Origin of the sequence: Rhizobium grahamii (assembly GCF_009498215.1) — a bacterium.
In the GTDB taxonomy this organism is placed as follows: Bacteria; Pseudomonadota; Alphaproteobacteria; order Rhizobiales; family Rhizobiaceae; genus Rhizobium; species Rhizobium grahamii_A.
In genome coordinates, this window is the sequence record NZ_CP043498.1 from 3,101,392 (window position 1) to 3,127,698 (window position 26,307).

General features: G+C 61.0%; 25 protein-coding genes and 2 pseudogenes. 5 read left to right on the forward strand and 22 right to left on the reverse strand.

The features are described 5' to 3' along the window. Positions 1-89 precede the first annotated feature (89 nt). The gene (locus tag FZ934_RS14960; RefSeq protein WP_153271714.1) at positions 90-1,025 is read left to right on the forward strand and encodes a tyrosine recombinase XerC; all 936 of its coding nucleotides are present in this window, start codon (positions 90-92) and stop codon (positions 1,023-1,025) included. Positions 1,026-1,107: 82 nt separating this feature from the next. After that, on the forward strand, positions 1,108-2,187 hold the full coding sequence (locus FZ934_RS14965; protein WP_153271715.1) for a TraB/GumN family protein: 1,080 nt from the start codon (positions 1,108-1,110) through the stop codon (positions 2,185-2,187). Here the strand turns inward: FZ934_RS14965 and FZ934_RS14970 are convergent. From FZ934_RS14970 to sdhC, 17 genes and pseudogenes are all read right to left on the reverse strand, one after another. After that, complete coding sequence (locus tag FZ934_RS14970) at positions 2,184-2,687, reverse strand: cytochrome b (protein WP_153271716.1); 504 nt, start codon at positions 2,685-2,687, stop codon at positions 2,184-2,186. The two genes, FZ934_RS14965 and FZ934_RS14970, sit on opposite strands and share 4 nt — an antisense overlap. Before the next feature lie 94 nt (positions 2,688-2,781). After that, on the reverse strand, positions 2,782-4,188 hold the full coding sequence (gene lpdA / locus FZ934_RS14975; RefSeq protein WP_153271717.1) for a dihydrolipoyl dehydrogenase: 1,407 nt from the start codon (positions 4,186-4,188) through the stop codon (positions 2,782-2,784). A gap of 26 nt (positions 4,189-4,214) precedes the next feature. Continuing rightward, the gene (locus FZ934_RS14980) at positions 4,215-4,853 is read right to left on the reverse strand and encodes a LysE family translocator (protein ID WP_153271718.1); all 639 of its coding nucleotides are present in this window, start codon (positions 4,851-4,853) and stop codon (positions 4,215-4,217) included. A gap of 18 nt (positions 4,854-4,871) precedes the next feature. Next, a pseudogene (locus FZ934_RS14985) lies at positions 4,872-5,623 on the reverse strand (SDR family oxidoreductase). After that, positions 5,620-6,165: a hypothetical protein gene (locus tag FZ934_RS14990; protein WP_153271719.1), complete on the reverse strand. Its 546-nt coding sequence runs from the start codon at positions 6,163-6,165 to the stop codon at positions 5,620-5,622. Before FZ934_RS14990 ends, FZ934_RS14985 begins: the two are co-directional and overlap by 4 nt. A gap of 48 nt (positions 6,166-6,213) precedes the next feature. Next, positions 6,214-7,452 carry a 2-oxoglutarate dehydrogenase complex dihydrolipoyllysine-residue succinyltransferase gene (gene odhB, locus FZ934_RS14995; protein ID WP_153271720.1) on the reverse strand — a complete coding sequence of 413 codons (1,239 nt, stop codon included), beginning with the start codon at positions 7,450-7,452 and terminating at the stop codon, positions 6,214-6,216. A 118-nt stretch (positions 7,453-7,570) separates the two neighbouring features. Continuing rightward, positions 7,571-10,555 carry a 2-oxoglutarate dehydrogenase E1 component gene (locus FZ934_RS15000; RefSeq protein ID WP_153271721.1) on the reverse strand — a complete coding sequence of 995 codons (2,985 nt, stop codon included), beginning with the start codon at positions 10,553-10,555 and terminating at the stop codon, positions 7,571-7,573. A gap of 161 nt (positions 10,556-10,716) precedes the next feature. After that, a complete protein-coding gene (gene sucD / locus FZ934_RS15005; RefSeq protein WP_153271722.1) occupies positions 10,717-11,619 on the reverse strand; it encodes a succinate--CoA ligase subunit alpha in 903 nt (300 codons plus the stop codon). Positions 11,620-11,636: 17 nt separating this feature from the next. Beyond that, complete coding sequence (gene sucC / locus FZ934_RS15010; RefSeq protein WP_153271723.1) at positions 11,637-12,830, reverse strand: ADP-forming succinate--CoA ligase subunit beta; 1,194 nt, start codon at positions 12,828-12,830, stop codon at positions 11,637-11,639. Positions 12,831-12,868: 38 nt separating this feature from the next. Next, a complete protein-coding gene (gene mdh, locus FZ934_RS15015) occupies positions 12,869-13,831 on the reverse strand; it encodes a malate dehydrogenase (RefSeq protein WP_113362006.1) in 963 nt (320 codons plus the stop codon). A gap of 177 nt (positions 13,832-14,008) precedes the next feature. After that, positions 14,009-15,172, reverse strand: a complete 1,164-nt coding sequence (gene zapE / locus FZ934_RS15020) for a cell division protein ZapE (RefSeq protein ID WP_153271724.1) — start codon at positions 15,170-15,172, stop codon at positions 14,009-14,011. Between the two features lie 46 nt (positions 15,173-15,218). Beyond that, on the reverse strand, positions 15,219-15,731 hold the full coding sequence (locus tag FZ934_RS15025) for a protease inhibitor Inh/omp19 family protein (RefSeq protein ID WP_153272469.1): 513 nt from the start codon (positions 15,729-15,731) through the stop codon (positions 15,219-15,221). Positions 15,732-15,955: 224 nt separating this feature from the next. After that, positions 15,956-16,735 (reverse strand): succinate dehydrogenase iron-sulfur subunit, encoded by a 780-nt coding sequence (locus FZ934_RS15030; RefSeq protein ID WP_113362008.1) that lies wholly within the window; start codon positions 16,733-16,735, stop codon positions 15,956-15,958. Between the two features lie 9 nt (positions 16,736-16,744). Next, entirely contained in the window at positions 16,745-17,677 is a 933-nt protein-coding gene (locus FZ934_RS15035) for a glycosyltransferase family 25 protein (protein WP_153271725.1), read from the reverse strand. A 2-nt stretch (positions 17,678-17,679) separates the two neighbouring features. Then, positions 17,680-19,521, reverse strand: coding sequence for a succinate dehydrogenase flavoprotein subunit (sdhA, locus tag FZ934_RS15040; RefSeq protein WP_153271726.1), 1,842 nt, complete (start codon positions 19,519-19,521; stop codon positions 17,680-17,682). Between the two features lie 7 nt (positions 19,522-19,528). Then, positions 19,529-19,909: a succinate dehydrogenase, hydrophobic membrane anchor protein gene (gene sdhD / locus FZ934_RS15045; RefSeq protein ID WP_113362011.1), complete on the reverse strand. Its 381-nt coding sequence runs from the start codon at positions 19,907-19,909 to the stop codon at positions 19,529-19,531. 11 nt (positions 19,910-19,920) lie between these two features. Next, positions 19,921-20,316, reverse strand: coding sequence for a succinate dehydrogenase, cytochrome b556 subunit (sdhC, locus tag FZ934_RS15050; protein ID WP_153271727.1), 396 nt, complete (start codon positions 20,314-20,316; stop codon positions 19,921-19,923). A 300-nt stretch (positions 20,317-20,616) separates the two neighbouring features. Between sdhC and FZ934_RS15055 the strand changes: the two genes are divergently transcribed. Continuing rightward, entirely contained in the window at positions 20,617-21,102 is a 486-nt protein-coding gene (locus tag FZ934_RS15055) for a hypothetical protein (protein WP_153271728.1), read from the forward strand. Here the strand turns inward: FZ934_RS15055 and FZ934_RS15060 are convergent. From FZ934_RS15060 to tsaD, 5 genes and pseudogenes are all read right to left on the reverse strand, one after another. After that, positions 21,089-21,738 (reverse strand): annotated as a pseudogene (locus tag FZ934_RS15060) (class I SAM-dependent methyltransferase). The gene FZ934_RS15055 and the pseudogene FZ934_RS15060 sit on opposite strands and share 14 nt — an antisense overlap. A 7-nt stretch (positions 21,739-21,745) precedes the next feature. Beyond that, entirely contained in the window at positions 21,746-22,177 is a 432-nt protein-coding gene (locus FZ934_RS15065; protein ID WP_153271729.1) for an EVE domain-containing protein, read from the reverse strand. Between the two features lie 2 nt (positions 22,178-22,179). After that, positions 22,180-22,473: a YciI-like protein gene (locus FZ934_RS15070; protein WP_153271730.1), complete on the reverse strand. Its 294-nt coding sequence runs from the start codon at positions 22,471-22,473 to the stop codon at positions 22,180-22,182. 9 nt (positions 22,474-22,482) lie between these two features. Continuing rightward, a complete protein-coding gene (locus FZ934_RS15075) occupies positions 22,483-23,466 on the reverse strand; it encodes an NAD(P)H-dependent glycerol-3-phosphate dehydrogenase (RefSeq protein WP_153271731.1) in 984 nt (327 codons plus the stop codon). Continuing rightward, positions 23,463-24,560: a tRNA (adenosine(37)-N6)-threonylcarbamoyltransferase complex transferase subunit TsaD gene (tsaD, locus tag FZ934_RS15080; RefSeq protein ID WP_153271732.1), complete on the reverse strand. Its 1,098-nt coding sequence runs from the start codon at positions 24,558-24,560 to the stop codon at positions 23,463-23,465. The genes FZ934_RS15075 and tsaD overlap by 4 nt, the downstream gene beginning before the upstream one ends. Positions 24,561-24,633: 73 nt before the next feature. Here tsaD and hemC point away from each other — a divergent pair, with 73 nt between their 5' ends. Next, positions 24,634-25,563, forward strand: a complete 930-nt coding sequence (gene hemC / locus FZ934_RS15085) for a hydroxymethylbilane synthase (protein ID WP_153271733.1) — start codon at positions 24,634-24,636, stop codon at positions 25,561-25,563. 6 nt (positions 25,564-25,569) lie between these two features. Then, positions 25,570-26,274, forward strand: a complete 705-nt coding sequence (locus tag FZ934_RS15090; RefSeq protein WP_153271734.1) for a uroporphyrinogen-III synthase — start codon at positions 25,570-25,572, stop codon at positions 26,272-26,274. The last annotated feature ends 33 nt before the right edge of the window (positions 26,275-26,307 follow it).

The following is a 26,307-nucleotide window of genomic DNA, read 5'->3' on the forward strand; positions in this document are numbered from 1 at the left end:
ATGACAACCACTTGGCCGGTATTAGCAATTCCATAACCGTCACTCCCTCAGAATTGGCAGCCGGATTGGCAAAATCAAGGGCCAGATACGTGAACGAACTTCTGATCATCGCCGACCCGCAGCTGATGGCGGAGCGAACCGCCTGGCTCGCGAGCCTCGCCAACGAAAGGCGTCTGTCCGAGCACACGCTCGACGCCTATGAGTGCGACACCCGGCAGTTCCTGACCTTTCTGACAGGCCATCTCGCCGGGCCCGCAACGCTGAAAGATATCCATGCGCTGCGGCCCGCGGATTTCCGCGCCTTTCTGGCTGCGCGCCGCAAGGAAGGTTCTGGCGCAAGGTCGCTCGGCCGCAATCTCGCCGGGTTGCGTTCACTGTTGCGTTATCTCGAAAAGAAGGGCCTGGTAAATGCCGCCGGCGCGAGCGCGGTGCGTTCTCCGAAGCAACCGAAATCCCTGCCGAAGCCACTCTCGGACCGTCAGGCGATCACCATGGTCAGCGACGAGGCGCAACTGCATGAGGAGCCCTGGATCGCAGCGCGCGATGCGGCCGTGTTTTCCCTGCTCTACGGCTGCGGCCTGCGCATATCGGAAGCGCTTGACCTGATGCCTGACGATTTTAGTCGCGGTGCGACGACGCTGCGTATCACCGGTAAAGGCAACAAGACACGCCTCGTGCCATTGCTGACCGTTGTTTTAGAGGCTGTCGAGAAATACCGGGCGCTATGCCCCTATTATCTCGAAAGCCAGCAACCCCTCTTCCGCGGCGCGCGCGGCGGCAAGCTGCAGCAGGCGATCATACAACGCACCATGCAGAAGATGCGCAGCGCCTTTGGCTTACCCGAAACGGCAACCCCACATGCCCTCCGGCATTCCTTCGCGACCCACCTGCTGGCCGGCGGCGGCGATCTCCGCACGATCCAGGAATTGCTCGGCCACGCCAGCCTTTCCACCACCCAGGTCTATACGGGTGTGGATTCATCGCGGCTTCTGGAAGTTTACGACCGTGCCCATCCGCGGGCGTAATCTTTTGTTAACGGCTTCTCTTAAAGGAATATCCGCACGCGCGGCGTAGAGCTTAGCAATCCACAGTGACCGGAACATCATCATGACGATCTCCATCGGCCACCGCAGTCTGAGCATAGCATCGCCGGGCAATATCCTGCTCTGGCTGATCGCCGCCTTTCACATGCTGCTCGCGGCAACTCTCATTGCGGTATTGCTGTCGGTCTCGCCGGCTGCCGCAGCCGATGATGTCGCCTGCACCGGCCGCAACATCCTCACGGATCTCAAACAGAGCGACCCCGCGCGCTACGCGGAAGTCGTGAAGGAGGGCGATGCCGTGCCGAATGGCAAGGGCATCTTCTGGAAGATCGAAAAGCAGGGAATAGCGCCCTCCTGGCTGCTCGGCAGCATGCATGTGACCGATCCCCGCGTGCTCAACCTGCCGCCCCGTGCGCAGGCTGCGCATGATGCCGCCAATACGATCATCATCGAGTCTGACGAGATCCTCGACGAGAAGAAGGCCTCCGCGGCCCTTCTCATGCGCCCGGAACTGATGATGTTCACCGATGGAACGACCATCGAGAAGCTTTTGTCGCACGAAGACTATGCGCGACTGGAACAAGGCCTGAAGGAACGCGGCATTCCGCTCGCCGCTGTTTCTCGGATGCGGCCCTGGATGATATCGAGCGTCGTTGCGTTGCCGGGCTGCGAGATGGCACGTAAGGCGAAGGGCGTTCAGTTCCTCGACCAGAAGATCGCGACGGACGCCATCGCATCAGGCAAGCAGGTCAAGGGACTAGAAACCCTTGCCGAACAACTGCAAGCGATGGCCGAGCTTCCGACCGACTTTCACCTGAAATCGCTGATCGAGACGCTGGCGCTCGGTTCCAAGATGAACGACGTCGTCGAGACGATGACCGATCTCTACCTCTCCGGCGACATCGGCATGACGATCCCGATGCTGAAGACTGTGTCACCCGACAATAAGGACGATGACGGCGACTACGCCGCCTTCGAGCAGCGCATTATCCTCGTCCGCAACAAGGTGATGGCTGAACGCGCCGCTCCGATTCTGGCCAATGGCAACGTCTTCATGGCCGTCGGGGCCCTGCATCTGCCGGGTGAAGGCGGCGTCATCGAGTTGCTGCGCAAGCAGGGCTTCACGGTCACCGCCGTCAACTAACGCCCGACCGTCATCCGCCTGAGAACGTTCGTCTTCCAGTAGAACTGGTGGACAAGTGCACCTGCGACATGGGCAGCGATCAGTACCCAGAGGATCACCTTCAGCACGTCGGCATGGAGAGACCCGGCGGTATTCGCTCCGAAATAATAGGCGGCGATCCCCGTCAGCGGCATCACGAAGATGAATGCGTAAAGACCGACGTGAACGGCCTTTGCCGCCACGCGAAATAGCAAGGGCTCGTCCTCAATTTCCGCAGGCGCGCCCTGGAGCAAGCGCAGACAGACGCGAACGATCGCAAGCACGAGGATCGCGATGCCGACATAGGCATGAATATTGGCTGCTGCGACTTGGTCTGCGGATGGAACGTTGCCGTGACGCATCGCGCGGTGCCATTCGTTCATTCCGTCGGGAAACAGAAGATTGAAGAAGATCAGCAGCGCCATGCCCCAATGAAGCAGGCGTTGCGGCAGGCTGAATGCATCGACGGGTGTGGACCGCATGGGTTGCCCCCTGAACAATTTTAGAACCGTTCAAAAGTAAAACGGCCGCCTGTCATGAGACAAGCGGCCGGACGCATATTGCCGAAATTTAATATTACATATGGATCGGCTTGGCGAAGGCGGCGAGAGCCGCTTCCTTGACCGCTTCCGACATGGTCGGGTGCGCGTGGCAAGTGCGGCCGAGGTCTTCGGCGGAACCGCCGAATTCCATCAGCACGGCGATCTCGTGGATCATTTCGCCGGCGCCGAAACCGACGATGTGGCCGCCGAGGACGCGGTCGGTGGTCTTGTCCGACAGGATCTTCACGAAGCCGTCCGTCGCCAGCATCGCGCGCGCGCGGCCGTTTGCCGTGAACGGGAACTTGCCGACCTTGTAGGCGACGCCAGCGGCCTTCAGCTCTTCCTCGGTCTTGCCGACGGAGGCGACTTCGGGCTGCGTGTAGACGACGCTCGGAATAACGTCGTAGTTCACATGGCCATGCTGGCCGGCGAGGATTTCGGCGAGCGCCACGCCCTCGTCTTCAGCCTTGTGCGCCAGCATCGGGCCCTTCACCACGTCGCCGATCGCGTAGATTCCGGCAACATTGGTGCGGAAGTGACCGTCGATCTCGACGCGGCCACGATTGTCGAGCGCAACGCCTGCTTCTTCGAGACCAAGGCCGGCCGTGTAGGGAATGCGGCCGGTGGAGATCAGCACGACATCGGCTTCGACTGTCTGCGCGGCACCGCCGGCGACCGGCTCGAAGGTCACCTTCGCGCCCTTGCCACCCTTTTCGACGCCAGTCACCTTGGAGCTCAGGTTGATGTCGACGCCCTGCTTGGCGAGCATGCGCTGGAACTGCTTGGAGACATCGCCATCCATCGCGCCAAGGATCTTGTCGAGATATTCGATGACGGTGACCTTGGCGCCGAGGCGCGACCAGACCGAGCCGAGCTCGAGGCCGATGACGCCGCCGCCGACGACGATCATCGTCTCCGGTACCTTCTCAAGCGCGATCGCGCCGGTGGAGGAAACGATCACCTTCTCGTCGATGTCGACCTTCACGCCGGGGATGCCGGCAACGTCGGAGCCGGTGGCGATGACGATGTTCTTGCCTTCGATCTCCTGGACCTTGCCGTCTTCGGACGTAACCGAGACCTTACCGGCCGAGATGATCTTGCCGGTGCCGATGAAGCTGTCGATCTTGTTCTTCTTGAACAGGAAGGCGACGCCGTCGACGTTCGACTTCACGGTGGCATCCTTGTGCGCCATCATCTTGTCGAGGTTCAGCTTGGGTGCAGCCACCTCAATACCGAGCGCGTCCATGCCGTGGCCGGCCTGATGGAACATTTCGGAGGCGTGCAGCAGCGCCTTGGACGGGATGCAGCCGACGTTGAGGCAGGTGCCGCCGAAGGTCGCGCGCTTTTCGATGACGGCGACCTTGAGGCCGAGCTGGGCGGCCTTGATGGCAGCGACGTAGCCGCCGGGGCCGGTTCCGATAACGATCACATCATAGGACATTGTTTCTTTTCCTTTTCGTTATTTGCTTAGTCAGCCGCGCGGGCGAGTGCGAGGCGGAAACCGAAGCCGACCAAAGCGGCGCCGGTGATGCGGTTGAACCATTTGCCGCTTGCGATGAAGCGGTCTCGAATGGGCTTTACGGTGAAGAAGGTGGAGACGCCGGCAAACCAGGCGACGAGCGCAGTGGCCATGCCGATACCGTAGCTGAACTGGATCAGACCGGGCGTGTCATGATGAACAAGCGTCGAGAACAGCGACAGGAAGAACAGAACCGGCTTCGGATTGAGCGCGTTGGTGACGAACCCCATGCTCAGGCACTTCAGCGCCGAGATCGGCTTGCGATCTTCTTCAGTCACGCTGATCTCGGCCACGTTGAAGCCCGGCGCCCGAAACGACTTGATGCCAAGATAGACGAGATAGGCAACACCCGCCCACTTGATCATCGCGAACAGCATCAGCGACTTGGAGACGATGAGGCCGAGGCCCAGGATCGTGTAGCTGATGTGGAAGAGCAGCGAAAAGCCCATGCCAAGGCCAGTCATGACGGCCGCGCGCCGGCCGTGAACGATGCTCTGGCGAAGGATCACGGCGAAGTCGGCGCCCGGCACGACGATGAATATCGAGAAGACGGCCATCAGGCCCAGAAATTCGAAAACGTACTGCATCTCAAAGGCCCTCGTACCCTAGCGGCCACCGCTTACGTTGAGTATGGCGCCCGTTATATAGGAAGCCGTCGGCGAGAGCAGGTAGAGGACCGCATCGGCGACTTCCTCGGCCGTCCCCGAGCGCTGCATCGGAATGCTGGATGCCATGTCGCGCGCGCGGTTGGGCAGGCCACCGGAGGCATGAATATCGGTATCAATGACGCCGGGACGGATGGCATTCACTCGCACGCCCTCGGTAGCCACCTCGCGCGACAGGCCGATCGTGAACGTATCGATTGCAGCCTTGGAAGCCGCATAGTCGACATACTGCGACGCCGACCCGAGGACCGCCGCCATGGACGAGATATTGACGATCGATCCACCCTTGCCGCCATGCTTCGACGACATGCGACGCACCGCCTCGGAAGCACAGAGGATCGACCCCGTGACGTTGATACGCATCATCCGCTCGAGACGTTCGACACTCATCTCGTCGACACGCTGCGGCGCGTCGACGATGCCGGCATTGTTCACGAGGCCATCAAGCCGCCCGAAATGCCGATCGACTGCTTCGAACATCGCAATGATATCTTGCGCGTTGCCAACATCGCCCTGGATCGCGATCGCGTCGCCACCTTCTGCCCGAACCTCCGCGACAACAACATCGGCGGCCGCACGGTTCGCGGCGTAGTTCACCGCAACATTCCATCCCTGCCTGGCGGCAAGGCGGCACACTGCGGCGCCTATGCCCGGCTGCCGCCGGTGACGAGAAGAACGGGCCGCCCTGTCATTTCGCGCACTCCTTGAAGGTCAGCAAATCCCACGGCGCGACGGTCGCCTTGTCCTTACCCCAGATCTTCGACTGCCGGATCGCGGGACCGAGACCGGGCAGCAGGATCGTATCAGCCGCTGCTGCGGTTTCAGGCGGGAGATTGTCGATTTTGCCCGTGGCGTCGGCGCCGTAGACCGGACCCTGCCAGATCGTACAAGCGTCGAGGTCTGCGCCGGTCGCATCGCCGTCGGGGCATTGGAACATCAGGATACCCGCAGCCCGCGCCGGATCCTCGGAGGGCATGACATAACCGTCGAGTTCCAGGGAGGTCTTCAACACCTTCAACGTGAAGAAGTTGCTGGCGGAAGCCGCCTCCGAAGCGATCGGCTTGAAACGCAGTTCGTAGGCACCATCCCTGTCGGCATAGACGGCGCTGGCCTGCTTGCAATCGGGAGCGCCGACAGCCGCCATTGGCAAGCTCAGCAGAAACGCCAGCGAAGCTCCAACCTTGCCAGCGGCACGGTGCAGCATCATACGCCCTGTGGAGATTGCCAGCGACATTCCGCGCCCCGAGGTGAAAAGGGCCGCTCGCGCGGCCCAGTCGATTGCTTAGAGATCGAGAACCAGACGCTCCGGATCTTCCAGGCTTTCCTTGACGCGAACGAGGAAGGTCACTGCTTCCTTACCATCGACGATACGGTGATCGTAGGAGAGAGCGAGGTACATCATCGGACGGATGACGATCTGGCCGCCGACAACAACCGGACGATCCTGGATCTTGTGCATGCCGAGGATACCGGACTGCGGTGCGTTCAGGATCGGCGAGGACATCAGCGAGCCGTAGACGCCACCGTTGGTGATGGTGAAGGTACCGCCCTGCATGTCGGCCATCGAGAGCGAGCCGTCACGAGCAGCCTTTGCCAGACGTGCCAGTTCCTTTTCGACTTCGGCGATCGACATCTGGTCGGCATCGCGGATAACCGGGACGACGAGGCCCTTGTCCGTACCGACGGCCATGCCGATGTGGCAGAAGTTCTTGTAGATGATGTCGGTGCCGTCGATCTCGGCGTTGACAGCCGGCAGTTCCTTCAGCGCGTGGGTGATGGCCTTGGTGAAGAAGCCCATGAAGCCGAGCTTCACGCCATGCTTCTTTTCGAAGACGTCCTTGTACTTGGCGCGCAGGTCCATGACAGCCTTCATGTCCACCTCGTTGTAGGTGGTCAGCATGGCGGCCGTGTTCTGTGCATCCTTCAGGCGCTTGGCGATCGTCTGGCGCAGGCGCGTCATCTTCACGCGCTCTTCGCGACCGGCATCCTCGACCGTCGACGGACCGCGTGCGGCGACCGGAGCGGCAGGCGCCGCGGCGGCTGCCGGAGCGGAAATGCCCTTGGCAACGGCAGCGATCACGTCACCCTTCAGAACCTGGCCGCGCTTGCCGGATCCATCGACCTGATCGCCAGACAGGTTGTTCTCGGCGAGCATCTTGGCGGCAGCCGGGGCCGGCGGCATGGAGGAAGCAGCAGCGACAGGAGCAGCAGCGGCGGCAACGGGTGCAGGAGCAGCGGCAGCGGGTTCAGCAGCCTTTGCCGGAGCGGCGGCAGCAGCGCCCGCACCTTCGGCGATCTGGCCGAGCAGTGCGCCAAGACCGACGGTCTCGCCAGCCTGAGCAACGATTTCGGACAGCGTGCCGGAAACCGGAGCCGGTACTTCGATGGTCACCTTGTCGGTTTCAAGCTCGAGAATCGGCTCGTCGGCCTTGATGGCGTCGCCCACCTTCTTGAACCAGGTACCGACGGTTGCCTCGCTGACGGATTCACCGAGAGTTGGAACGCGGATTTCTGTGGCCATTGTTCAAATCCTGAATTTTGATCGTTGTAATGTTTGACGGCGTTCCGACAGCGGAGGCCGAAGAACGAATTAATGCGAAGAGGAAGCGACATATCGCTCCCTCTTCGATCTCATTCTCTTAGCCGCCCAGCGCATCCTCAAGGAATGCGGCGAGCTGCGACAAATGCTTGGACATCAGGCCGGTTGCGGGCGATGCCGCGGCCGGACGACCAGTGTAGCGGACGCGCTGGTACTTCGCATCGATATGGGCAAGCACCCATTCCAGATACGGATCGATGAACGACCATGCGCCCATGTTCTTGGGCTCTTCCTGGCACCAGACCATCTCCGCGTTCCGGAAGCGGCTGAGCTCGTTGATGAGCGCCTTTGCCGGGAACGGATAGAGCTGTTCGACGCGCAGCAGGTACACATCGTCGATGCCGCGCTTTTCGCGCTCTTCCAGAAGGTCGTAGTAGACCTTGCCGGAGCACATGACGACACGGCGGATCTTCGCGTCCTTCTGCAGCTTGATCGGGCCGTCCTTGATGACCTCCGCATCGTCCCACAGGAGGCGATGGAAGGAGGACTCGCCGGCAAGTTCCGCGAGGGTCGAGACAGCCCGCTTGTGGCGCAGCAGCGACTTCGGTGTCATCAGGATCAGCGGCTTGCGGAAGTCTCGCTTCAGCTGCCGACGCAGGATGTGGAAGTAGTTCGCCGGCGTCGTGACGTTGGCAACCTGCATGTTGTCTTCTGCGCACATCTGCAGCCAGCGCTCGAGACGGGCGGACGAGTGCTCCGGACCCTGGCCTTCGTAGCCGTGCGGCAGCAGGCAGACGAGACCGGACATGCGCAGCCACTTGCGTTCGCCAGACGAAATGAACTGGTCGAACACGACCTGTGCACCGTTGGCGAAGTCGCCGAACTGGGCTTCCCAGAGCGTCAGCGCGTTCGGGCGGGCCAGCGAGTAACCGTACTCGAAGCCGAGAACCGCTTCTTCCGACAGCATCGAGTTGATGACTTCGTAGCGCGCCTGGGTCGGCGACAGGTTGGCGAGCGGGATGTAGCGCTCTTCCGTTTCCTGATCGTAGAGCACCGAGTGGCGCTGCGAGAAGGTGCCGCGTTCGCAATCCTGACCGGAAAGGCGGATCTTGTGACCTTCGGTGACGAGCCCGCCGAACGCCAGCGCTTCCGCCGTTGCCCAGTCGATGCCTTCGCCAGTCGAGATCATGTTGGCGCGGTTTTCCATGAAGCGCTGGATCGTGCGGTGCGCATGGAAGCCTTCCGGGATCTCGGACAGCTTGCGGCCGATATCTTTCAGCTGCTTCATCGGCACAGCGGTCTTGCCGCGGCGCTGCTCGTCGGCATTGTCGGCCGTGCGCAGGCCAGCCCACTCGCCGTCCAGCCAGTCGGCCTTGTTCGGCTTGTAGCTCTGGCCAGCATCGAACTCCTGTTCGAGGTGCGCACGCCAGTCCGCCTTCATCTTTTCGACTTCGCCGTCGGTCAGGAGACCTTCTCCAACAAGACGATCCGCATAGATCTGCAGGACGGTCTTGTGAGCGCGGATGACCTTATACATCTTCGGCTGCGTGAAGGACGGCTCGTCGCCTTCGTTGTGGCCGTAGCGGCGGTAGCAGAACATGTCGACGACGACAGGCTTGTGGAACTTCATGCGAAATTCCATGGCGATCTTGGCGGCGTAGACGACAGCTTCCGGATCGTCACCGTTGACGTGCAGGATCGGCGCTTCGATCATCTTGGCGACGTCGGACGGATATGGCGACGAGCGCGAGAAGGCCGGGTTCGTGGTGAAGCCGATCTGGTTGTTGATGATGACGTGCATCGTGCCGGCAACGCGGTGACCGCGCAGACCGGAAAGGCCGAGGATTTCGGCAATCACGCCCTGGCCGGCGAATGCCGCGTCACCGTGGATCAGCAGCGGCAGAACCTTGGCACGCTCGGACAGAGGGATGGTGTCGCCGTCCCAGACGGTCGCGCCCATGTCCTGCTTGGCGCGGGCTTTGCCCATGACAACCGGGTCGACGATTTCAAGGTGCGACGGGTTGGCCGTCAGCGAAACGTGGACCTTGTTGCCGTCGAACTCGCGGTCGGACGATGCGCCAAGATGGTACTTGACGTCGCCGGAACCCTCGACTTCGTCAGGTGCGTAGGAACCGCCCTTGAACTCGTGGAAGATGGCACGGTGCGGCTTGCCCATGACCTGGGAGAGCACGTTGAGGCGGCCGCGGTGGGCCATGCCGAACACCGCTTCCTTGAGGCCGAGGCTGCCGCCGCGCTTCAGGATTTGTTCCAGCGCCGGGATCAGCGATTCACCGCCGTCGAGACCGAAGCGCTTGGTGCCCTTGAACTTGACGTCGAGGAACTGTTCATAGCCTTCGGCTTCGACGAGCTTGGCAAGGATCGCCTTCTTGCCCTCTGGCGTGAAAGCAACACCCTTGTCCGGACCTTCGATCCGTTCCTGGATCCAGGCCTTTTCCTCGGGGTTCGAGATGTGCATGAACTCGACGCCGAGAGTCGAGCAGTATGTGCGCTCGAGGATCTCGATCATCTGCGGGATGGTCGCGTATTCGAGACCGAGCACGTTGTCGATGAAGATCTTGCGATCGTTGTCAGCGGCGGTGAAACCGTAGTTTTCCGGCGACAGTTCCTTGTAGTCTTCAACCGGAGCAGCAATCCCGAGCGGATCGAGCTTGGCGTGCAGGTGGCCGCGCATGCGATAAGCGCGGATCATCATGATAGCGCGGACGGAGTCACGCGTCGCCTGCAGGATGTCGGCACCATCGGTCGGCTTGCCGGCGGCTTCCGCCTTGCCCTTGACCTTGGTTTCGATGATCTTTTCTACCGTACCCCAATCGCCATCGAGCGCTGAAACAAGATCGCTCTTCGGCTGCAGGGGCCAATTCTTCTTGCGCCAGGAGGCACCCTTGGCCGCCTTCTTCACATCGTCAGGATTGTCTTCGAGCGCCTTGAAGAAGGACTGCCATTCCTGATTGACCGAGCTCGGGTCTTCTTCGTAGCGCGCATACAGCTGCTCGATGTAAGCAGCGTTGGCGCCATCCAGGAACGAGGTGATCTGAAACTGCTCGTTGGCTTCTTGCCGTGCCATGGTTACACGCGGACGCTTTCGCCCGCCTCCTGACTTGTGATTTTGCCGGATACTCGACCGGCTTGCCGCATCTATCGTTAGCCGCCTGTCCGCGGCTCATTTCAATTCTAGGTCAAAAACCCGGGCAGACGGTTCGGCCGCTGCCCGGGATATAGATTGGTTTAGCCCTTGAGGACTTCAACCAGCGTCTTGCCGAGGCGTGCCGGTGAAGGCGAAACCTTGATGCCGGCCGCTTCCATGGCAGAGATCTTGGATTCCGCATCGCCCTTGCCGCCGGAAACGACTGCACCGGCGTGGCCCATGGTGCGGCCCTTCGGAGCGGTCCGGCCGGCAATGAAGCCTGCCATCGGCTTCTTGCGGCCCTTCTTGGCTTCGTCGATCAGGAACTGGGCTGCGTCTTCTTCAGCCGAGCCGCCGATTTCGCCGATCATGATGATCGAGGTCGTGGCTTCGTCGGCCAGGAACATCTCGAGCACGTCGATGAACTCGGTGCCCTTGACCGGGTCGCCGCCGATGCCGACAGCCGTCGTCTGGCCGAGGCCTTCGTTCGACGTCTGGAACACAGCTTCGTAGGTCAGCGTGCCGGAGCGCGAGACGATACCGACCGAACCCTTGCGGAAGATCGAGCCCGGCATGATACCGATCTTGCATTCTTCCGGCGTCAGGATACCCGGGCAGTTCGGTCCGAGCAGGCGCGACTTCGACTTGTCGAGCTTGGCCTTGACCCGCACCATGTCCATGACCGGGATACCCTCGGTGATGCAGGTGATGAACGGGATCTCGGCGTCGATCGCCTCGATGATCGCATCGGCAGCACCTGCCGGCGGAACGTAGATGACCGAAGCGTCGGCACCGGTGCGTTCCTTGGCTTCGGCAACCGAAGCGAAGATCGGCAGGGATTCGCCCTTCGAGCCGGTCCAGGTTTCACCCCCCTTCTTCGGATGGATACCGCCGACCATCTGCGTGCCGTAGTAAGCCAGCGCCTGTTCGGTGTGGAAGGTGCCGGTCTTGCCGGTCAGGCCCTGAACGAGAACCTTGGTATTCTTGTTTACGAGAATAGACATCTAATCAGGTCCTCAAATTAGGCGTTGATCGCCGCGACGATCTTCTTGGCGGCATCGTCGAGATCGTCAGCTGCCGTGATCGCGAGACCGGATTCGTTGAGGATCTTCTTGCCGAGCTCGACATTGGTGCCTTCGAGGCGAACGACGAGCGGAACCTTGAGGCCGACTTCCTGAACCGCGGCGACAACGCCTTCGGCGATGACGTCGCACTTCATGATGCCACCGAAGATGTTGACGAGGATGCCCTCGACCTTCGGGTCAGCGGTGATGATCTTGAAGGCAGCCGCGACCTTCTCCTTGCCGGCGCCACCGCCGACGTCGCAGAAGTTTGCCGGCTCCTTGCCGTAAAGCTTGATGATGTCCATCGTCGCCATGGCGAGACCGGCGCCGTTGACCATGCAGCCGATGTTGCCGTCGAGAGCAACGTAAGCGAGGTCCCACTTGGAGGCTTCGATTTCCTTGGCGTCTTCTTCGGTCTCGTCGCGCAGCGCCTTGACATCGTCATGGCGGAACAGCGCGTTGCCGTCGAACGACATCTTGGCGTCGAGCACGCGCAGATGGCCGTCCTTCATGACGATCAGCGGGTTGACTTCAAGGAGAGCCATGTCCTTTTCGCCGAACGCCTTGTAGAGCGCCGGGAACAGCGACTTGGCGTCTTCGGCGGCAGCACCGGAGAGCTCGAGAGCCTTGACGATCTTGGCGATGTCGTCAGCCGTTACGCCGGTTTCCGGGTTGATAGCGATCGTGTGGATCTTCTCCGGCGTGTCGTGGGCGACAGCCTCGATGTCCATGCCGCCTTCGGTCGAAACAACGAAGGCAACCTGACCGACCGAGCGATCGACCAGCAGCGAGCAATAGAGTTCGCGTTCGATGTCGGCGCCGTCTTCGATGTAGAGGCGGTTGACCTGCTTGCCGGCTTCGCCCGTCTGCGCCGTTACCAGCGTGTTGCCGAGCATTTCCTTGGCGTGAGCGACGACTTCGTCGATCGACTTGGCAAGGCGAACGCCACCCTTGGCATCGGGTCCGAGTTCCTTGAACTTGCCCTTGCCGCGGCCGCCAGCATGGATCTGGCTCTTGACCACGTAGAGCGGGCCCGGCAGCGACTTCGCGGCGGCTTCGGCTTCCTCGACCTTGAGGATCGCAACACCCTTCGCGACCGGCGCGCCATAGCCCTTCAGCAGAGCCTTGGCCTGATATTCATGAATATTCATGGGTCTATTCCTGTTTGGATTACGTCAGCGCCGATTGATTACTTGAGCGCAGGCGCGATGTTGATGCAGGCTTCGCACAGGCCGGCGACAGCAGCGACCGACTTGTCGAAGGCTTCCTTTTCGGCCTTGTTGAGGTCGATCTCGATGATGCGCTCGACGCCGCCCGCACCGATGACGGTGGGAACGCCGACATACATGTCCTTGACGCCGTACTGACCCGAGAGATGAGCGGCGGCCGGCAGAACACGCTTCTTGTCCTTGAGGAAGGATTCAGCCATTTCGATCGCCGAGGCAGCCGGTGCGTAGTAGGCGGAGCCGGTCTTCAGCAGGCCGACGATCTCAGCACCGCCGTCGCGGGTGCGCTGAATGATTTCTTCGAGGCGCTCCTTGGTAACCCAACCCATGGTGACGAGATCCGTGAGCGGAATGCCGCCGACGGTCGAGTAGCGAGCGAGCGGCACCATCGTGTCGCCGTGGCCGCCGAGAACGAACGCGGTGACGTCCTGAACCGAAACGTTGAATTCCTTGGAGAGGAACAGGCGGAAGCGCGAGCTGTCCAGCACGCCGGCCATGCCGACGACCTTGTTGGCCGGAAGACCCGAGAACTTCTGCAGCGCCCAGACCATGGCGTCGAGCGGGTTGGTGATGCAGATCACGAAGGCGTTCGGGGCATACTTCTTGATGCCGGCGCCGACCTGTTCCATGACCTTGAGGTTGATGCCGAGCAGGTCGTCGCGGCTCATGCCCGGCTTGCGGGCGACGCCGGCGGTAACGATGCACACATCCGCACCTTCGATCGCGGAATAGTCGCTGGCACCCGTCAGGTTGGCATCGAAGCCCTCGACCGGAGAGGACTGAGCGATGTCGAGGCCCTTACCCTGAGGAATGCCATCAGCGATATCGAAGAGAACGATGTCGCCCAGCTCCTTCAGGCCGGCGAGATGCGCCAGCGTGCCACCAATCATGCCAGAACCAATGAGTGCGATCTTGTTACGCGCCATTTCGCTGTTTCCTTTGCGATCAAAATTCGTCAGGCGACGCGCGGGGGCATCGCCCAATGGGGCAATCGCATAGACCCAATGCCAAAAAATGGCAAACGATTATTTTTGAGCGAGGAATTTCAATCGGTTAGATACTAAAACTCTTACGTAAACGTAAGAAAATTCGTCAACAAAACGTTACTCTGCGGCCCGCCGCTCGTTGTGCAGGGCTAGATATTCCGCACTCCGCATTTCGAAAAGACGCGAGACTGTACGATCGAATTCGAACCCCTCGGTACCACGCGCTTGTGTCAGCAAGTTTTCAGGCATCGCTGCGGCGGACACATAGAGCCGCACTGCATGGTCGTAAAGCGTATCGATCAAAATGATGAACCGCTTGATCTGATTCCGCTTCTCGGGGCCAAGCAACGGCACATGGTCGACGAAGACCGCATCGAACCGTTCCGCGATGGCCAAAAAATCCGATGCGCCGAGCGGCTTGTCGCAAAGATCGCTGAAGGAGAACCGCGCAATGCGATCAACCGCCCGAGGAACGTGTATCGACCGACCTTTCATCGGGATTTCGGTCGGCTGCACCTTCCGCCCGTGCAACGCCTGCATCCAGGATGCGTCCATCGCCATATCGGCGCGCTCGTCCAGCGGCGTCAGATAAACGGGCTGGCTACCGAGCTTCTCCATCCGGTAGTCGGTTGGAGAGTCGAGGCTGACAACATCGGCATGCTGCTTCAGGAGATCGACGAAGGGGAGAAACAGGCTACGGTTCAGCCCATCCCGGTAAAGATTGTCAGGCTCGACATTCGACGTCGCCACCAGCACGCAGCCGCGCCGGAAAAGCTCCGAGAAAAGCCGGGACAGGATCATCGCATCGGCAATGTCAGTGACGGTGAATTCGTCGAAGCATAGTAGTTCGGCCTCATCATAGAGAGCAGCCGCCACGACAGGGATCGGATCGGCCTGCTTTGTCTCGCCGTTCTTCAGCTTCAGACGATGGGCGGCAATTCGGTTATGCGCATCGGCCATGAATTCGTGGAAGTGCGCGCGGCGCTTCTTCGCCGATGGTGCCAGGGCGAAAAACATGTCCATCAGCATCGTCTTGCCGCGGCCGACGCTACCGTGAATGTAGAGCCCTTTGACAGCTTCCGATGGCTTCTTCTTGTTGGCGAACAGCCAACCGAGGGCACTGGATTTGGCCGCTGGACGGCGCTGCTTCAGTCCGGACAGAACCCGATCCAGGCATTTCGCCACGTGCATCTGGGCTGAATCGACTTGAAGCGCACCCGAAGCCGTCAGCGACTTCAATTGTTCGCTGACGCTCAGGGAGTAGTCCGGCATGGGTTGCATAAGGGGTCCGCCTATGGACGATCGGCGGCCCGAGCCGCCGTATCACTTAACGGCTGAGGCTGATTTGCTGTCCGCTGTTGGTCTGGCCGCTGAAGGCATTGTCGGCGGTCTTGTAGACGCTGCCGATCTGGTTGCCGCTGCGGTCCTTCAGGATGACCTGCTTGCCGGAGACTTCCCAGGAGCCCATGGCCGTCAGTTCACCGGCGCAGCCGCGCGTACCGCCGCGCGATCCGCTTCCGAGGTTTGTGAGCGTCAGGAACATGTCGCACGAACCGTTGACCCGCCAGCTGCCGACCATCGATTCCTTGGTGACATCCATCGCATTCGCCGCCATGGCGCCGGGCTGTGCACCGGCGACGGGTGCGGTGTTAGACGGAGCGGCCGGGAATTGCGAGGAGCCGGTCGGCGGCGGAAGCTGCCCGCCCTGAACGGATGGCACCGGCTGAGCTGTCAACGGCGCGGGAGCAGCGCTGTAGCTTGCTACATTGTACGCGGTGCGCTGGCAGCCAGCTAACGACAGAATGACTACGACACCTGTCGCCATATGTCTGAACTGCATCATGATACTCCTGATTTTTCCAGTATTGTCCCGAAGTTGCCGCGCAATCACGGCGGAATTATCTTGAAAGGCTGTATTGAATCAAGCCAGCGCAGGGAGATTTTGTGTCGAAGTGAGAGCAACGCCGTACCTGCGAGACAAATTTGGCGCAATGCCGGGCAGATCAAGGCTTCGTGATCGGATAAAGAAAAGGGCTGCATCTGCAGCCCTTTTGCTTCGAACGATCAGACGCGGCGCTCGACCATCATCTTCTTGATCTCGGCGATCGCCTTGGCCGGGTTCAGTCCCTTCGGGCAGGTCTGCGCGCAGTTCATGATGGTGTGGCAGCGATACAGGCGGAACGGATCCTCGAGATTGTCGAGACGCTCGCCGGTCGCTTCGTCGCGAGAATCGATCAGCCAGCGGTAGGCCTGCAGGAGAACGGCCGGACCGAGATAACGGTCGCCGTTCCACCAGTAGCTGGGACAGGAGGTGGAGCAGCAGGCGCACAGAATGCACTCATAGAGGCCATCGAGCTTCTGGCGATCCTCGTGGCTCTGCTTCCATTCCTTCGCCGGCGTCGGCGAAACCGTCTTCAGCCAGGGCTCGATCGAACGGTGCTGCGCATAGAAGTTGGTCAGGTCCGGAACCAGATCCTTGACGACGGGCATGTGCGGAAGCGGATAGATCTTCACCGAACCGTTGATCTCGTCCATGCCCTTGGTGCAGGCGAGCGTGTTGGTGCCATCGATGTTCATCGCGCAGGAACCGCAGATGCCCTCGCGACAGGAACGGCGCAGCGTCAGCGTCGGGTCGATGTTGTTCTTGATGTAGAGAAGACCGTCGAGCACCATCGGGCCGCAGTTGTCGACATCGATGTAGAACGTATCGATCGACGGGTTCTGACCATCATCCGGGCTCCAGCGGTAGACACGGAATTCGCGAGTATTCTTCGCACCTTCAGGCTTCGGCCATGTCTTGCCTTCGCGCATCTGGGAGTTCTTGGGAAGAGCGAGTTCAACCATTGCTGGACCTCAATCCTTGGCGGCCAGAGCCGCCCCTTCGTTATATGATAAATCTGTAGGAGACCAAGCTGCAATCCGCGCGCCGAGCAGGCGCCACGGGCGACCTTCGAGCGCGTGCCACCACACCGAGAGGCGCAGGCCGAAACGGCGAACGGCAAGCCATGCATTCCAGAGAGGCGCAGCGTTGCGACGCTTGCGCTTGTTTGCCGAACGATCGCCCTGCATCGTGCTTTCCGTACCGGACTGCCGGATAACCCATGGCGAGACATGAGCAATCGAGCAGCCATGCAGCCCGGGGCTCCAGAGGAAATCGTCGACAGGCATATGTATGCGGGCAACCGCTTCGACGAGGCGGCTCGCAGCCGATCGGGTCAGCACGTAGCCGGCAGCACCGGAGCGCGGGCGGAACGAGCGAACGAGCTGGCTTTGGCCAAGTGTTTCGGCCGGAACGACGAGACGTCCGCCACGACGCGGCGTGCCTTCGAGCTTGATGATATCGATAGCCCTCGCCCGCGACACGATTTCGGTCATCGTGTCTTCGAACCCGGCGTAAGGTTCCGCATCATCTTCGAGGATGAGCGCGAGATCGTGATCCGATTCGAGAAACTGTTGCCAGGCCAGCACGTGGCCTGAAAGGCAGGCTTCTTCGACCAGCGTGAATACGCGGTTTCGAAAAGCACTCCAGCCGATGCCATCGGGAGGAAGATCGAGCGTCTGGCCACGCACGGCAAGAACGCCGTCGCGATCGATCCGCGCGTCGATGCCCTTCACGCGATGCAGCGGCCAGCGCAGTTTCCCGAAATGCCCCTCGATTGCGGCCCAACGATCAGGCGAACGATCCAGGTTGATTGCGTAGATGCCAAGCGACCTCTCACGAATGGTCGGCGACGCAGCAGCCTTTGCTGCGCCGTAAGAACCATTTTGTGAGAGGGTTTCTGCCATGCTTAGTACACGCGAGCCTTCGGTGCGATCTTCTGCGGATCGATGCCATCAGCGATGAGATCGGTATGAACGGGGCGATAGTCGAGCTTGACGTCACCCGCGTCGTTGACCCAGGCGAGCGTATGCTTGCGCCAGTTTTCGTCGTCGCGGCCGGCGAACTTGCCTTCCGTGTAGTCCTCGCGGGCGTGCGAACCACGGCTCTCCTTGCGCGCTTCGGCGCCGTAGATCGTCGTGATGGCGTTGGCCATCAGGTTCTGCAGTTCCAGCGTCTCGACGAGGTCGGAATTCCAGATCATCGAACGGTCGGTGACCTTGATGTCGCGCATTTCCTGCCAGATCGCCGAGATGCGCTTGCAGCCCGATTCCAGCGATTCCTGCGTACGGAACACGGCCGCGTCTTCCTGCATGGCGCGCTGCATCTTTTCGCGCAGATGCGCCGTCGGCGTGCTGCCGCTGGCGTGGCGTATGCTGTCGAAGCGCTCCATGATCTTGTCGCAGGCCGCGACATTCAGATGCGGAACGGGTGCAGCGCGGTCGATGACCTCGCCGGCGCGGATCGCTGCGGCGCGACCGAAGACCACAAGGTCGATCAGAGAGTTGGAGCCGAGGCGGTTTGCACCGTGCACCGAGGCGCAACCGGCTTCACCGACGGCCATCAGGCCTGGGATGACACGTTCCGGATTGGAACTGTCGGCGTTCAGTACCTCGCCCCAATAGTTCGTCGGAATGCCGCCCATGTTGTAGTGAACGGTCGGCAGAACCGGGATCGGCTCGCGCGTCACGTCGACGCCGGCGAAGATCTTGGCGCTCTCGGAGATACCAGGCAGGCGCTCGTGCAGAACGGCCGGATCGAGGTGGTCGAGATGCAGGAAGATATGGTCCTTGGCTTTGCCAACACCACGACCTTCGCGGATCTCAAGCGTCATGCAGCGCGAAACCACGTCGCGCGAGGCAAGGTCTTTCGCCGAAGGCGCATAGCGTTCCATGAAGCGCTCACCCTCGGAGTTGACGAGGTAGCCGCCTTCACCGCGCGCGCCCTCGGTGATCAGACAGCCGGAGCCGTAGATGCCGGTCGGGTGGAACTGAACGAACTCCATGTCCTGCAAGGGCAGGCCGGCGCGGGCAACCATGCCGCCGCCGTCGCCGGTGCAGGTATGGGCCGAGGTAGCCGAGAAATAGGCACGGCCGTAGCCGCCGGTCGCCAGCACCACCATCTTGGCGGCAAAGCGATGGATCGTACCGTCGTCGAGGCACCAGGCGACGACGCCGGTGCAACGGCTGCCATCGTCAGACATGATCAGGTCGAGCGCGAAATACTCGATGAAGAACTCTGCGTTGTTGCGCAGCGACTGGCCATAGAGCGTGTGCAGGATGGCGTGGCCGGTGCGGTCGGCAACGGCGCAGGTGCGCTGTACCGGCGGGCCTTCGCCGAAGTTCTGCATGTGGCCGCCGAACGGACGCTGATAAATCTTGCCTTCCTCGTTACGCGAGAAGGGCACGCCGTAGTGCTCGAGTTCGTAGACTGCCTTCGGCGCCTCCATTGCGAGGTACTGCATCGCATCGACGTCGCCGAGCCAGTCGGAACCCTTCACGGTGTCGTAAAGGTGCCACTGCCAGCTATCAGGCGTCATGTTCTGCAGCGAAGCGGCGATGCCGCCCTGGGCTGCGACGGTGTGCGAGCGTGTCGGAAACACCTTGGTGATGCAGGCCGTGCGGAAACCCTGTTCGGCCATGCCGAGCGTCGCGCGAAGACCGGCGCCGCCGGCGCCAACGACGATCACATCATACGAGTGATCGACGTACTTGTAGGCCTTCCCATTCTGAGCGGGTGAAGTCGGTGCCATGATACGGTTATCCTACGAATGCAATTTTCAGAATGGCGAAGAGACAGAGCCCTGCCATCAGGATCGAGAAGAACGTGTTCAGCATCAGCAGGCCGATCTTGGCGAACTCGCCGTGCACGTAGTCCTCGATGATCACCTGCATGCCGAGTCGCATGTGAATGATACCAGAAATGACCATCAGACCCATCACAACAGCCACAAACGGATTCGACAGGGCGTGAACCACCTCGGCGTAGGGCTGGCCGGCGTGAACGATCATGAAGATGATGAAGAAAATGAAGAGCGGTACGTTGGCAACCGCAGTGACGCGCTGGCGCCAGAAATGATCGGTTCCTTCCTTGGCCGAGCCAAGGCCGCGAACCTTACCCAGAGGGGTGCGCATATCCATGAGAACAACCTTCAGAAGCGAATGAGGAAGCCGATCACCCAGACCAGCACGGTCAGACAGAGCGATATGACGATCGAAATCTTGGCCATCCTGGTCGAGACGGCCTTGTCGAAACCATAGCCGAGATCCCAGACGAAGTGACGAAAGCCGCCGACCATGTGGTGCAGAAGCGCCCAGGTATAGCCGAGGAGAACGAGCTTGCCGACGATGCTGCCGAGGATCCAGTTGACCCAGTCGTAATAAGCCTGACCGGTTGCCGCCGCGATCAGCCACCATGCAACAAGCAGAGTGCCGAAATAGAGAGCGCCACCGGTGATGCGGTGGACGATCGACATGAGCATGGTGGGGATTAGTTTGTAAACTTGCAAATGCGGCGACAGGGGCCGGTTATTTGTCACATTCGCCATCAGAACCTCGCGGCGTCTTCTCTGCGCTCCCGGATTTCGGGGCATTCAAAGCAACCACACGAATGACAAAATCCTTAGTGTGCGTTGCATCAAGGCGACGTTTAATCACGTAAGCCCCTAACGACAAGTATAATTGCTGGCCCGTCATAATTTAATCGATTTGCGTCAGCGGGCCGCAACAGGTGCGCTCGCCAGCACGGCCAAGGAAGCAATATTCGCCGCACAGTGGACACGGCGACGCTTTTGGAGCATTTTCATGTTAACGCTTTGTTAAGCATCCGATTTCCGGAGATAGACACGATGTCCGCGACTTCAAGACTTTTGGTGATCGCCGTTGCGGCAACTGTTGCATTGCCTGCACTGGCAGGTGATTTCGGCGGCTACCACGCGCCGCGCCATCGTGGCTTTGTTCATCGGGAACCGTTCACGGTCGGTCACCTGGGCTTCTCGGGTCGCCAAATCGCCTTCGGTCGACACCATGACGGCTTCGACAACCGTCCATGGCGTAATCGCCTGCTGAAGCGCTTCGACCGGCCGAACCAATCATATGGCCGTGGCAATGTAACAATCGTCCTGCAAGCGACCGGCAATGCGGCAAGCTTCGGAACCTATGCCGGCTCCTCCTATGCCTATGACGTCGACGGCGGAACGTATGTAACAGGTGGCGGCTATCGCTTTTATGCTGCAAGCGCGAAGCAGGCCCTGGCTCCGAAGGCCAAGGTCATCGATGTCGCGAAGGGCAATAGCTGCTCCTACGAGGCAGGCGTCTGCGTCATTCGCCCTTGAAGCGCCAGACAACGGTCTTCTTGACGTCGCTGTCCTCAAGGGCTCGCGTAACGGGAACTTCGTAGGTTGCGCAGAATGTCAGCCGTTCTCGGGCAGATAGCTTCGTCCGGGATCTCCGACCAGAACGACCACACCGTCAGCCGTCAGCCGCTCGAACCAGGGTATGATTTTGGCTGCGAAGTCTTTGTCATAGAAGACATCGCCCGCCAGAAGAATGTCCGCGTCGACATCGCTGCCGACGATATCGGTGGACTTGAACGTCAAATCGACTGCATTCAGATCCGCATTCAGCGCGACCGCCGTCTTGGCCCAGGGATCGATGTCGACGGCGGTGACGCTGGATGCGCCGGACATTCTCGCAGCGATCGCCACAAGACCGGATCCTGTCGCAAAATCGACGACCCGCTTGCTTCTGACGATGGCAGGCGTATCCAGCACATACCGTGCGAGCCCCTGCCCGCCAGCCCAGGCGAAAGCCCAGAACGGCGGCGGCAGACCGATCTCGGCAAGCTCGTCCTCCGTCTTCAGCCACAGTTCATGCGCCTCGCTCGCCAGATGCAGGCGGATTTCGGACACGTGCGGCGGCGCCATGACGCCGGTATTTGCGCGGATGAAGACGTCGGGATCTGTTTTCAAAGGGATCTCAGCGGGGCGGGTTGTCGAGGCCGCCCATCCGGCACACTTCGAGCCACTCGTCGTCGGTGACCGGCTGGACGGAGAGGCGCATCGAGGTAACCAGCGACATCTTCGCCAGTTTCTCGCTCGCCTTGACATCCTTCAGGCTGACAGGCTTCGGCATGTCGCGGACGGCGCGGATATCGACGCAATCCCAGCGCAAATCTTCCTTGGCCGTCGAATCCGGATGCGACAGCGCGCAGACCTCGACGATGCCCACGATCTCAAGACCATCATTGGAATGATAGAAGAAACCCTTGTCGCCGATCTGCATGGCACGCATGTTGTTTCGCGCCAGATAGTTGCGGACGCCGGTCCACTCAGTGCCTTCCTTGCCAGCTGCTTTCAGCTGTTCCCAGGAAAATGCCGAAGGCTCGGATTTGTAAAGCCAGTGCGCCACGTTCATGCTCCCGGATTGTTGAAGACCCAGTTGAACGGCTTCACCTCGACGCTCTCGAACAGGCCGGCCTTGGCGTAAGGATCGGCGTCCGCCAGCGCCGTCGCCGCCTCGATCGTGTCCGTCTCGACGATCACGAGGCTGCCACACGGCTTGCCGTCGGCATCGAGAAACGGACCCGCCATCTTCAGCGTACCTTCGGCGTTCAGCTTGTTGAGATGCTCAACGTGAGCCGGACGCGCTTCCATGCGTACGTTCAAGTGGCCTGGCTTGTCCTTGCAGAGAAAAGCAAAAAGCATTTCCGTCTCCTATTCGGTCGTGATCGGGCGCGTCATCAATTGATCCATGGCATCGGCGATGCCAAGGTTGCCATCGATAATAGCGGATATTGCATCCGTGATCGGCATGCTGATGCCGAGCGATCTCGCAAGCTGCGAGGCAACGGCGGCGGCAAACGCGCCCTCGACAAGCTGGCCGTGCGCCGGATCGTCGCGTTCGCCGCGGCCGAGCGCAATGCCAAAACGGAGATTTCTGGACTGATGGCTTGTCGCCGTCAAAACGAGGTCGCCAAGACCCGACAATCCGCGAACCGTGTCGGCCTGACCTCCCCTCGCAACCACGAGACGCGACATTTCCGCAAGGCCGCGGGAGATCAGGGCGGCGCGCGCGGAATCCCCGAGACCGGCGCCTTCGACGATACCGCAGGCAATGGCGAGAACATTCTTCAGCGCGCCACCAAGCTGCACGCCGATCCGGTCGGAAGAGGCATAGAGACGAAACGTCCGGCCGGAAATCACATGCGCAAGCCGCTCCGCCGTCGGCAGGTCGGCAGCGGCCAACGCCATTGCCGTCGGCAAGCCCTTGGCGATATCGGCGGCAAAGCCCGGGCCGGAAAGGACCGCCACCGGATGACCGGGCAATTCTCGTTCGAGAAGATCGGTCAGCAACATGCCGGTCGTCCGCTCGATACCTTTCGCGCAGGTGACGACGACGGCATTCTTGGCAAGATAGGGTGCGTATTGGCGGGCGGCATCTGCCTGCGCCTGCGAAGGCATGGCAAACAGCACGATATCGGCATCGCTGGCGGCTGATGGCTCGATCGAAAAGTCGAGCGCTTCAGGCAAAGCAACGCCCGGAAGCGCTGCCTCGTGCAGACGCTCGGCCTTCAGATCGGCAATCAGCGACGGATCGCGACCGATCAACACGGTAGGACCGCGTTCGTTGAGGGCGATCACAGCCGCCAGCGCGGTTCCGAATGCGCCCGCTCCTACCACGGCGATCTTCTCGCTCATGCTTTTGCACCCCGCTTGCCAAAACCGAGAAGGGTTTCCGCATTCGCATCCAGCGGCCAGCGCGATCGTGGCTGCACGTCGAGATCATCAGGCGAGACGCCGTTTGCCATGCGCTCGAGGCCGGCCCAGGCGATCATGACGGCATTGTCGGTACACAGCCGGATTGGCGGCGCGACAAAGCGGAACCCATATTTGTCGCAGAGCGTCTGCAACGTCTCGCGAAGCTCCAGATTGGCGGCGACACCACCGGCGACGACAAGCGCCGGCTGGTCGGCCTCATTTCCGAACTGCATCTTGAAGCGCTCCAGGCCGCGACCGATGCGATCCTTCAGCGTGCGTGAAACCGCCTTCTGGAAGGAGGCGCAGATATCCGCGACGTCCTGATCCGTCAGTGGCGCAATCTCTGTTGCAGCCTGTCTAACCGCGGTCTTCAGACCAGAGAATGAGAAGTTCAGCTTGCTCTCGCCAACAAGCGGACGCGGAAACGCGAAGCGGTCCGGGTTGCCGTCCTTCGCCGCCCGCTCCACGGCTGGACCGCCTGGATAAGGCAAGCCGAGCAGCTTTGCCGTCTTGTCGAAGGCTTCGCCAAGCGCGTCGTCGATGGTAGTGCCCCACCGCTCGTACTCGCCGACGCCGCGCACGAGAATGAGCTGCGTGTGCCCACCGGAAACGAGCAGCATGAGATAAGGGAACTTGAGGCCATCACTCAGCCGCGCCGTGAGCGCATGGCCTTCCAGATGGTTGATGGCAAAGAGCGGCTTGCCCGATGCCTTCGCGATCGCCTTGCCGGTCATCAGCCCGACCAGCAGGCCGCCAATCAATCCCGGGCCCGATGTCGCCGCGATCGCGTCGATATCGGAGAGCGACACATTGGCACGTTTCAAGGCTTCGTCAATCAAGCTATCCAACGCCTCGACATGTGCGCGAGCCGCAATCTCGGGAACGACACCGCCATAGGCGCTGTGCTCCTCGAGTTGGCTGAGCACGACGTCGGACCGAACGGTCGGCTGGCCATCGGCATCCCGCTCGACAACCGCTGCGGCGGTTTCGTCGCAGCTTGTTTCAATACCGAGGATGCGTAGAAAGGGAGCCATGAAGCCTGATCGTTGATTGCGATGGGTGCTAAACCTGTTTACGAGGAACTCCGGTAACAACGGATCAATGCGGATGCAAACAAAACCTTTCCGGATCGGCACCAGAGGCAGCCCGCTTGCACTCGCTCAGGCTCATGAAGCGCGAGACCGGCTGATGGCCGCCCATAACCTGCCGGAAGAGATGTTCGAGATCATCGTCCTGTCGACCAAGGGTGATCGTATCACCGATCGGTCGCTGGCGGAGATCGGCGGAAAGGGTCTCTTCACCCAGGAGCTTGAGGAAAAGCTGTCCGCCGGCGATCTCGATATTGCCGTACACTCCTCGAAAGACATGCCGACCGTCCTGCCGGAGGGGCTCTATCTCTCGGCCTATCTGCCGCGCGAGGATGTTCGCGACGCCGTCATCGGCCGGACCGCGCCGAAGCTGATCGATCTGCCGCATGGAGCAACCGTCGGATCCGCGTCGCTGCGCCGGCAGGCTTTAATTCGCCGCATGCGTCCTGATGTCAACGTGATCACCTTCCGCGGCCTCGTCGATACCCGGCTACGCAAGCTGCAGGAAGGCCAGGTCGACGCCACGCTGCTGGCTCTGGCCGGGCTGAAGCGGCTCGGCAAGGTCGAGGTGATCACCGAAATACTGGACGCCGATACGTTTCCTCCGGCTCCCGCCCAAGGCGCGATCTGTATCGAGAGCCGCATCGGCGATGCGCACATCGATGCGCTTCTAGCACCAATCAACGATGTCAGGACATATGACACCGTCTCCTGCGAGCGCGCCTTCCTGGCCGCGCTCGACGGCTCCTGTCGTACGCCAATCGGCGGCTACGCCATCTGTGAGGGCGACCAGATCCGTTTCTCGGGATTGATCATCACGCCTGATGGCCGCAACCAGCATGCCGTTACCATCGACGGGCATCGCCGCGATGCGGTGGCACTCGGCACCCGCGCCGGGCAGGACATTCGCGCCCGCGCCGGCAGCAGCTTCTTCGACGACTGGAGCTGAGGCGACATGCGTGTGCTCGTGACCCGTCCTCTCCATTCGGGCGAGCGCACCGCAGAACGCCTCCGCGACATGGGCCACGAACCGATCCTTTTTCCGCTGGCGGAACCGGTTCACGATCCGGCTGCCTTGCTCGGACTGGCTGAACGTACCGGCCCTCTGGCGGTCACCAGTGCCGAAGCGATCCGCGCGCTGGCATCTCTGCCCACATTTCCAGCGGAGTATTTCGACCGGCAGGTCTTCGCGGTCGGTCAAGCGACGGCCGAGGAGGCACGGGCCTTTGGGTTCCGTACCGTCGCGGCCTCCACGGGCAACGGGGCAGATCTGGCGGATATGATATTTTCGGCCTGCCGCCAGCCTGTGACCTATCTCGCCGGTTCACCGCGGGCGGCCACGTTCGAAGCCCGCGCCAACGAAATCGGCCTGCCGATAGACATCGTCGAATGCTATCGGATGCGACCGCTGCAGATCGCTCACTCCGAGCTGGAAGACCTGCTGCACGATCGCCCCCCGCGGGCGATCCTGTTTTACTCCCGCGAGACAACCAGGGCCTTCTTTGCGCTCATGGAGAATCCGGAAATCGTGTCGGCGGTTCGCTTCTTGTGTCTCAGCCAAGCCGTTGCTGAAGGCATCCCGGCCTCGCTGCGACACTCTGCCGACATTGCCCTTACGCCGGAAGAAGGTGCCCTTCTGTCGCTTCTCGGAGGCTCCTGATCGCCCAAATTTTATCTAAGGTCTTTTCTTAAC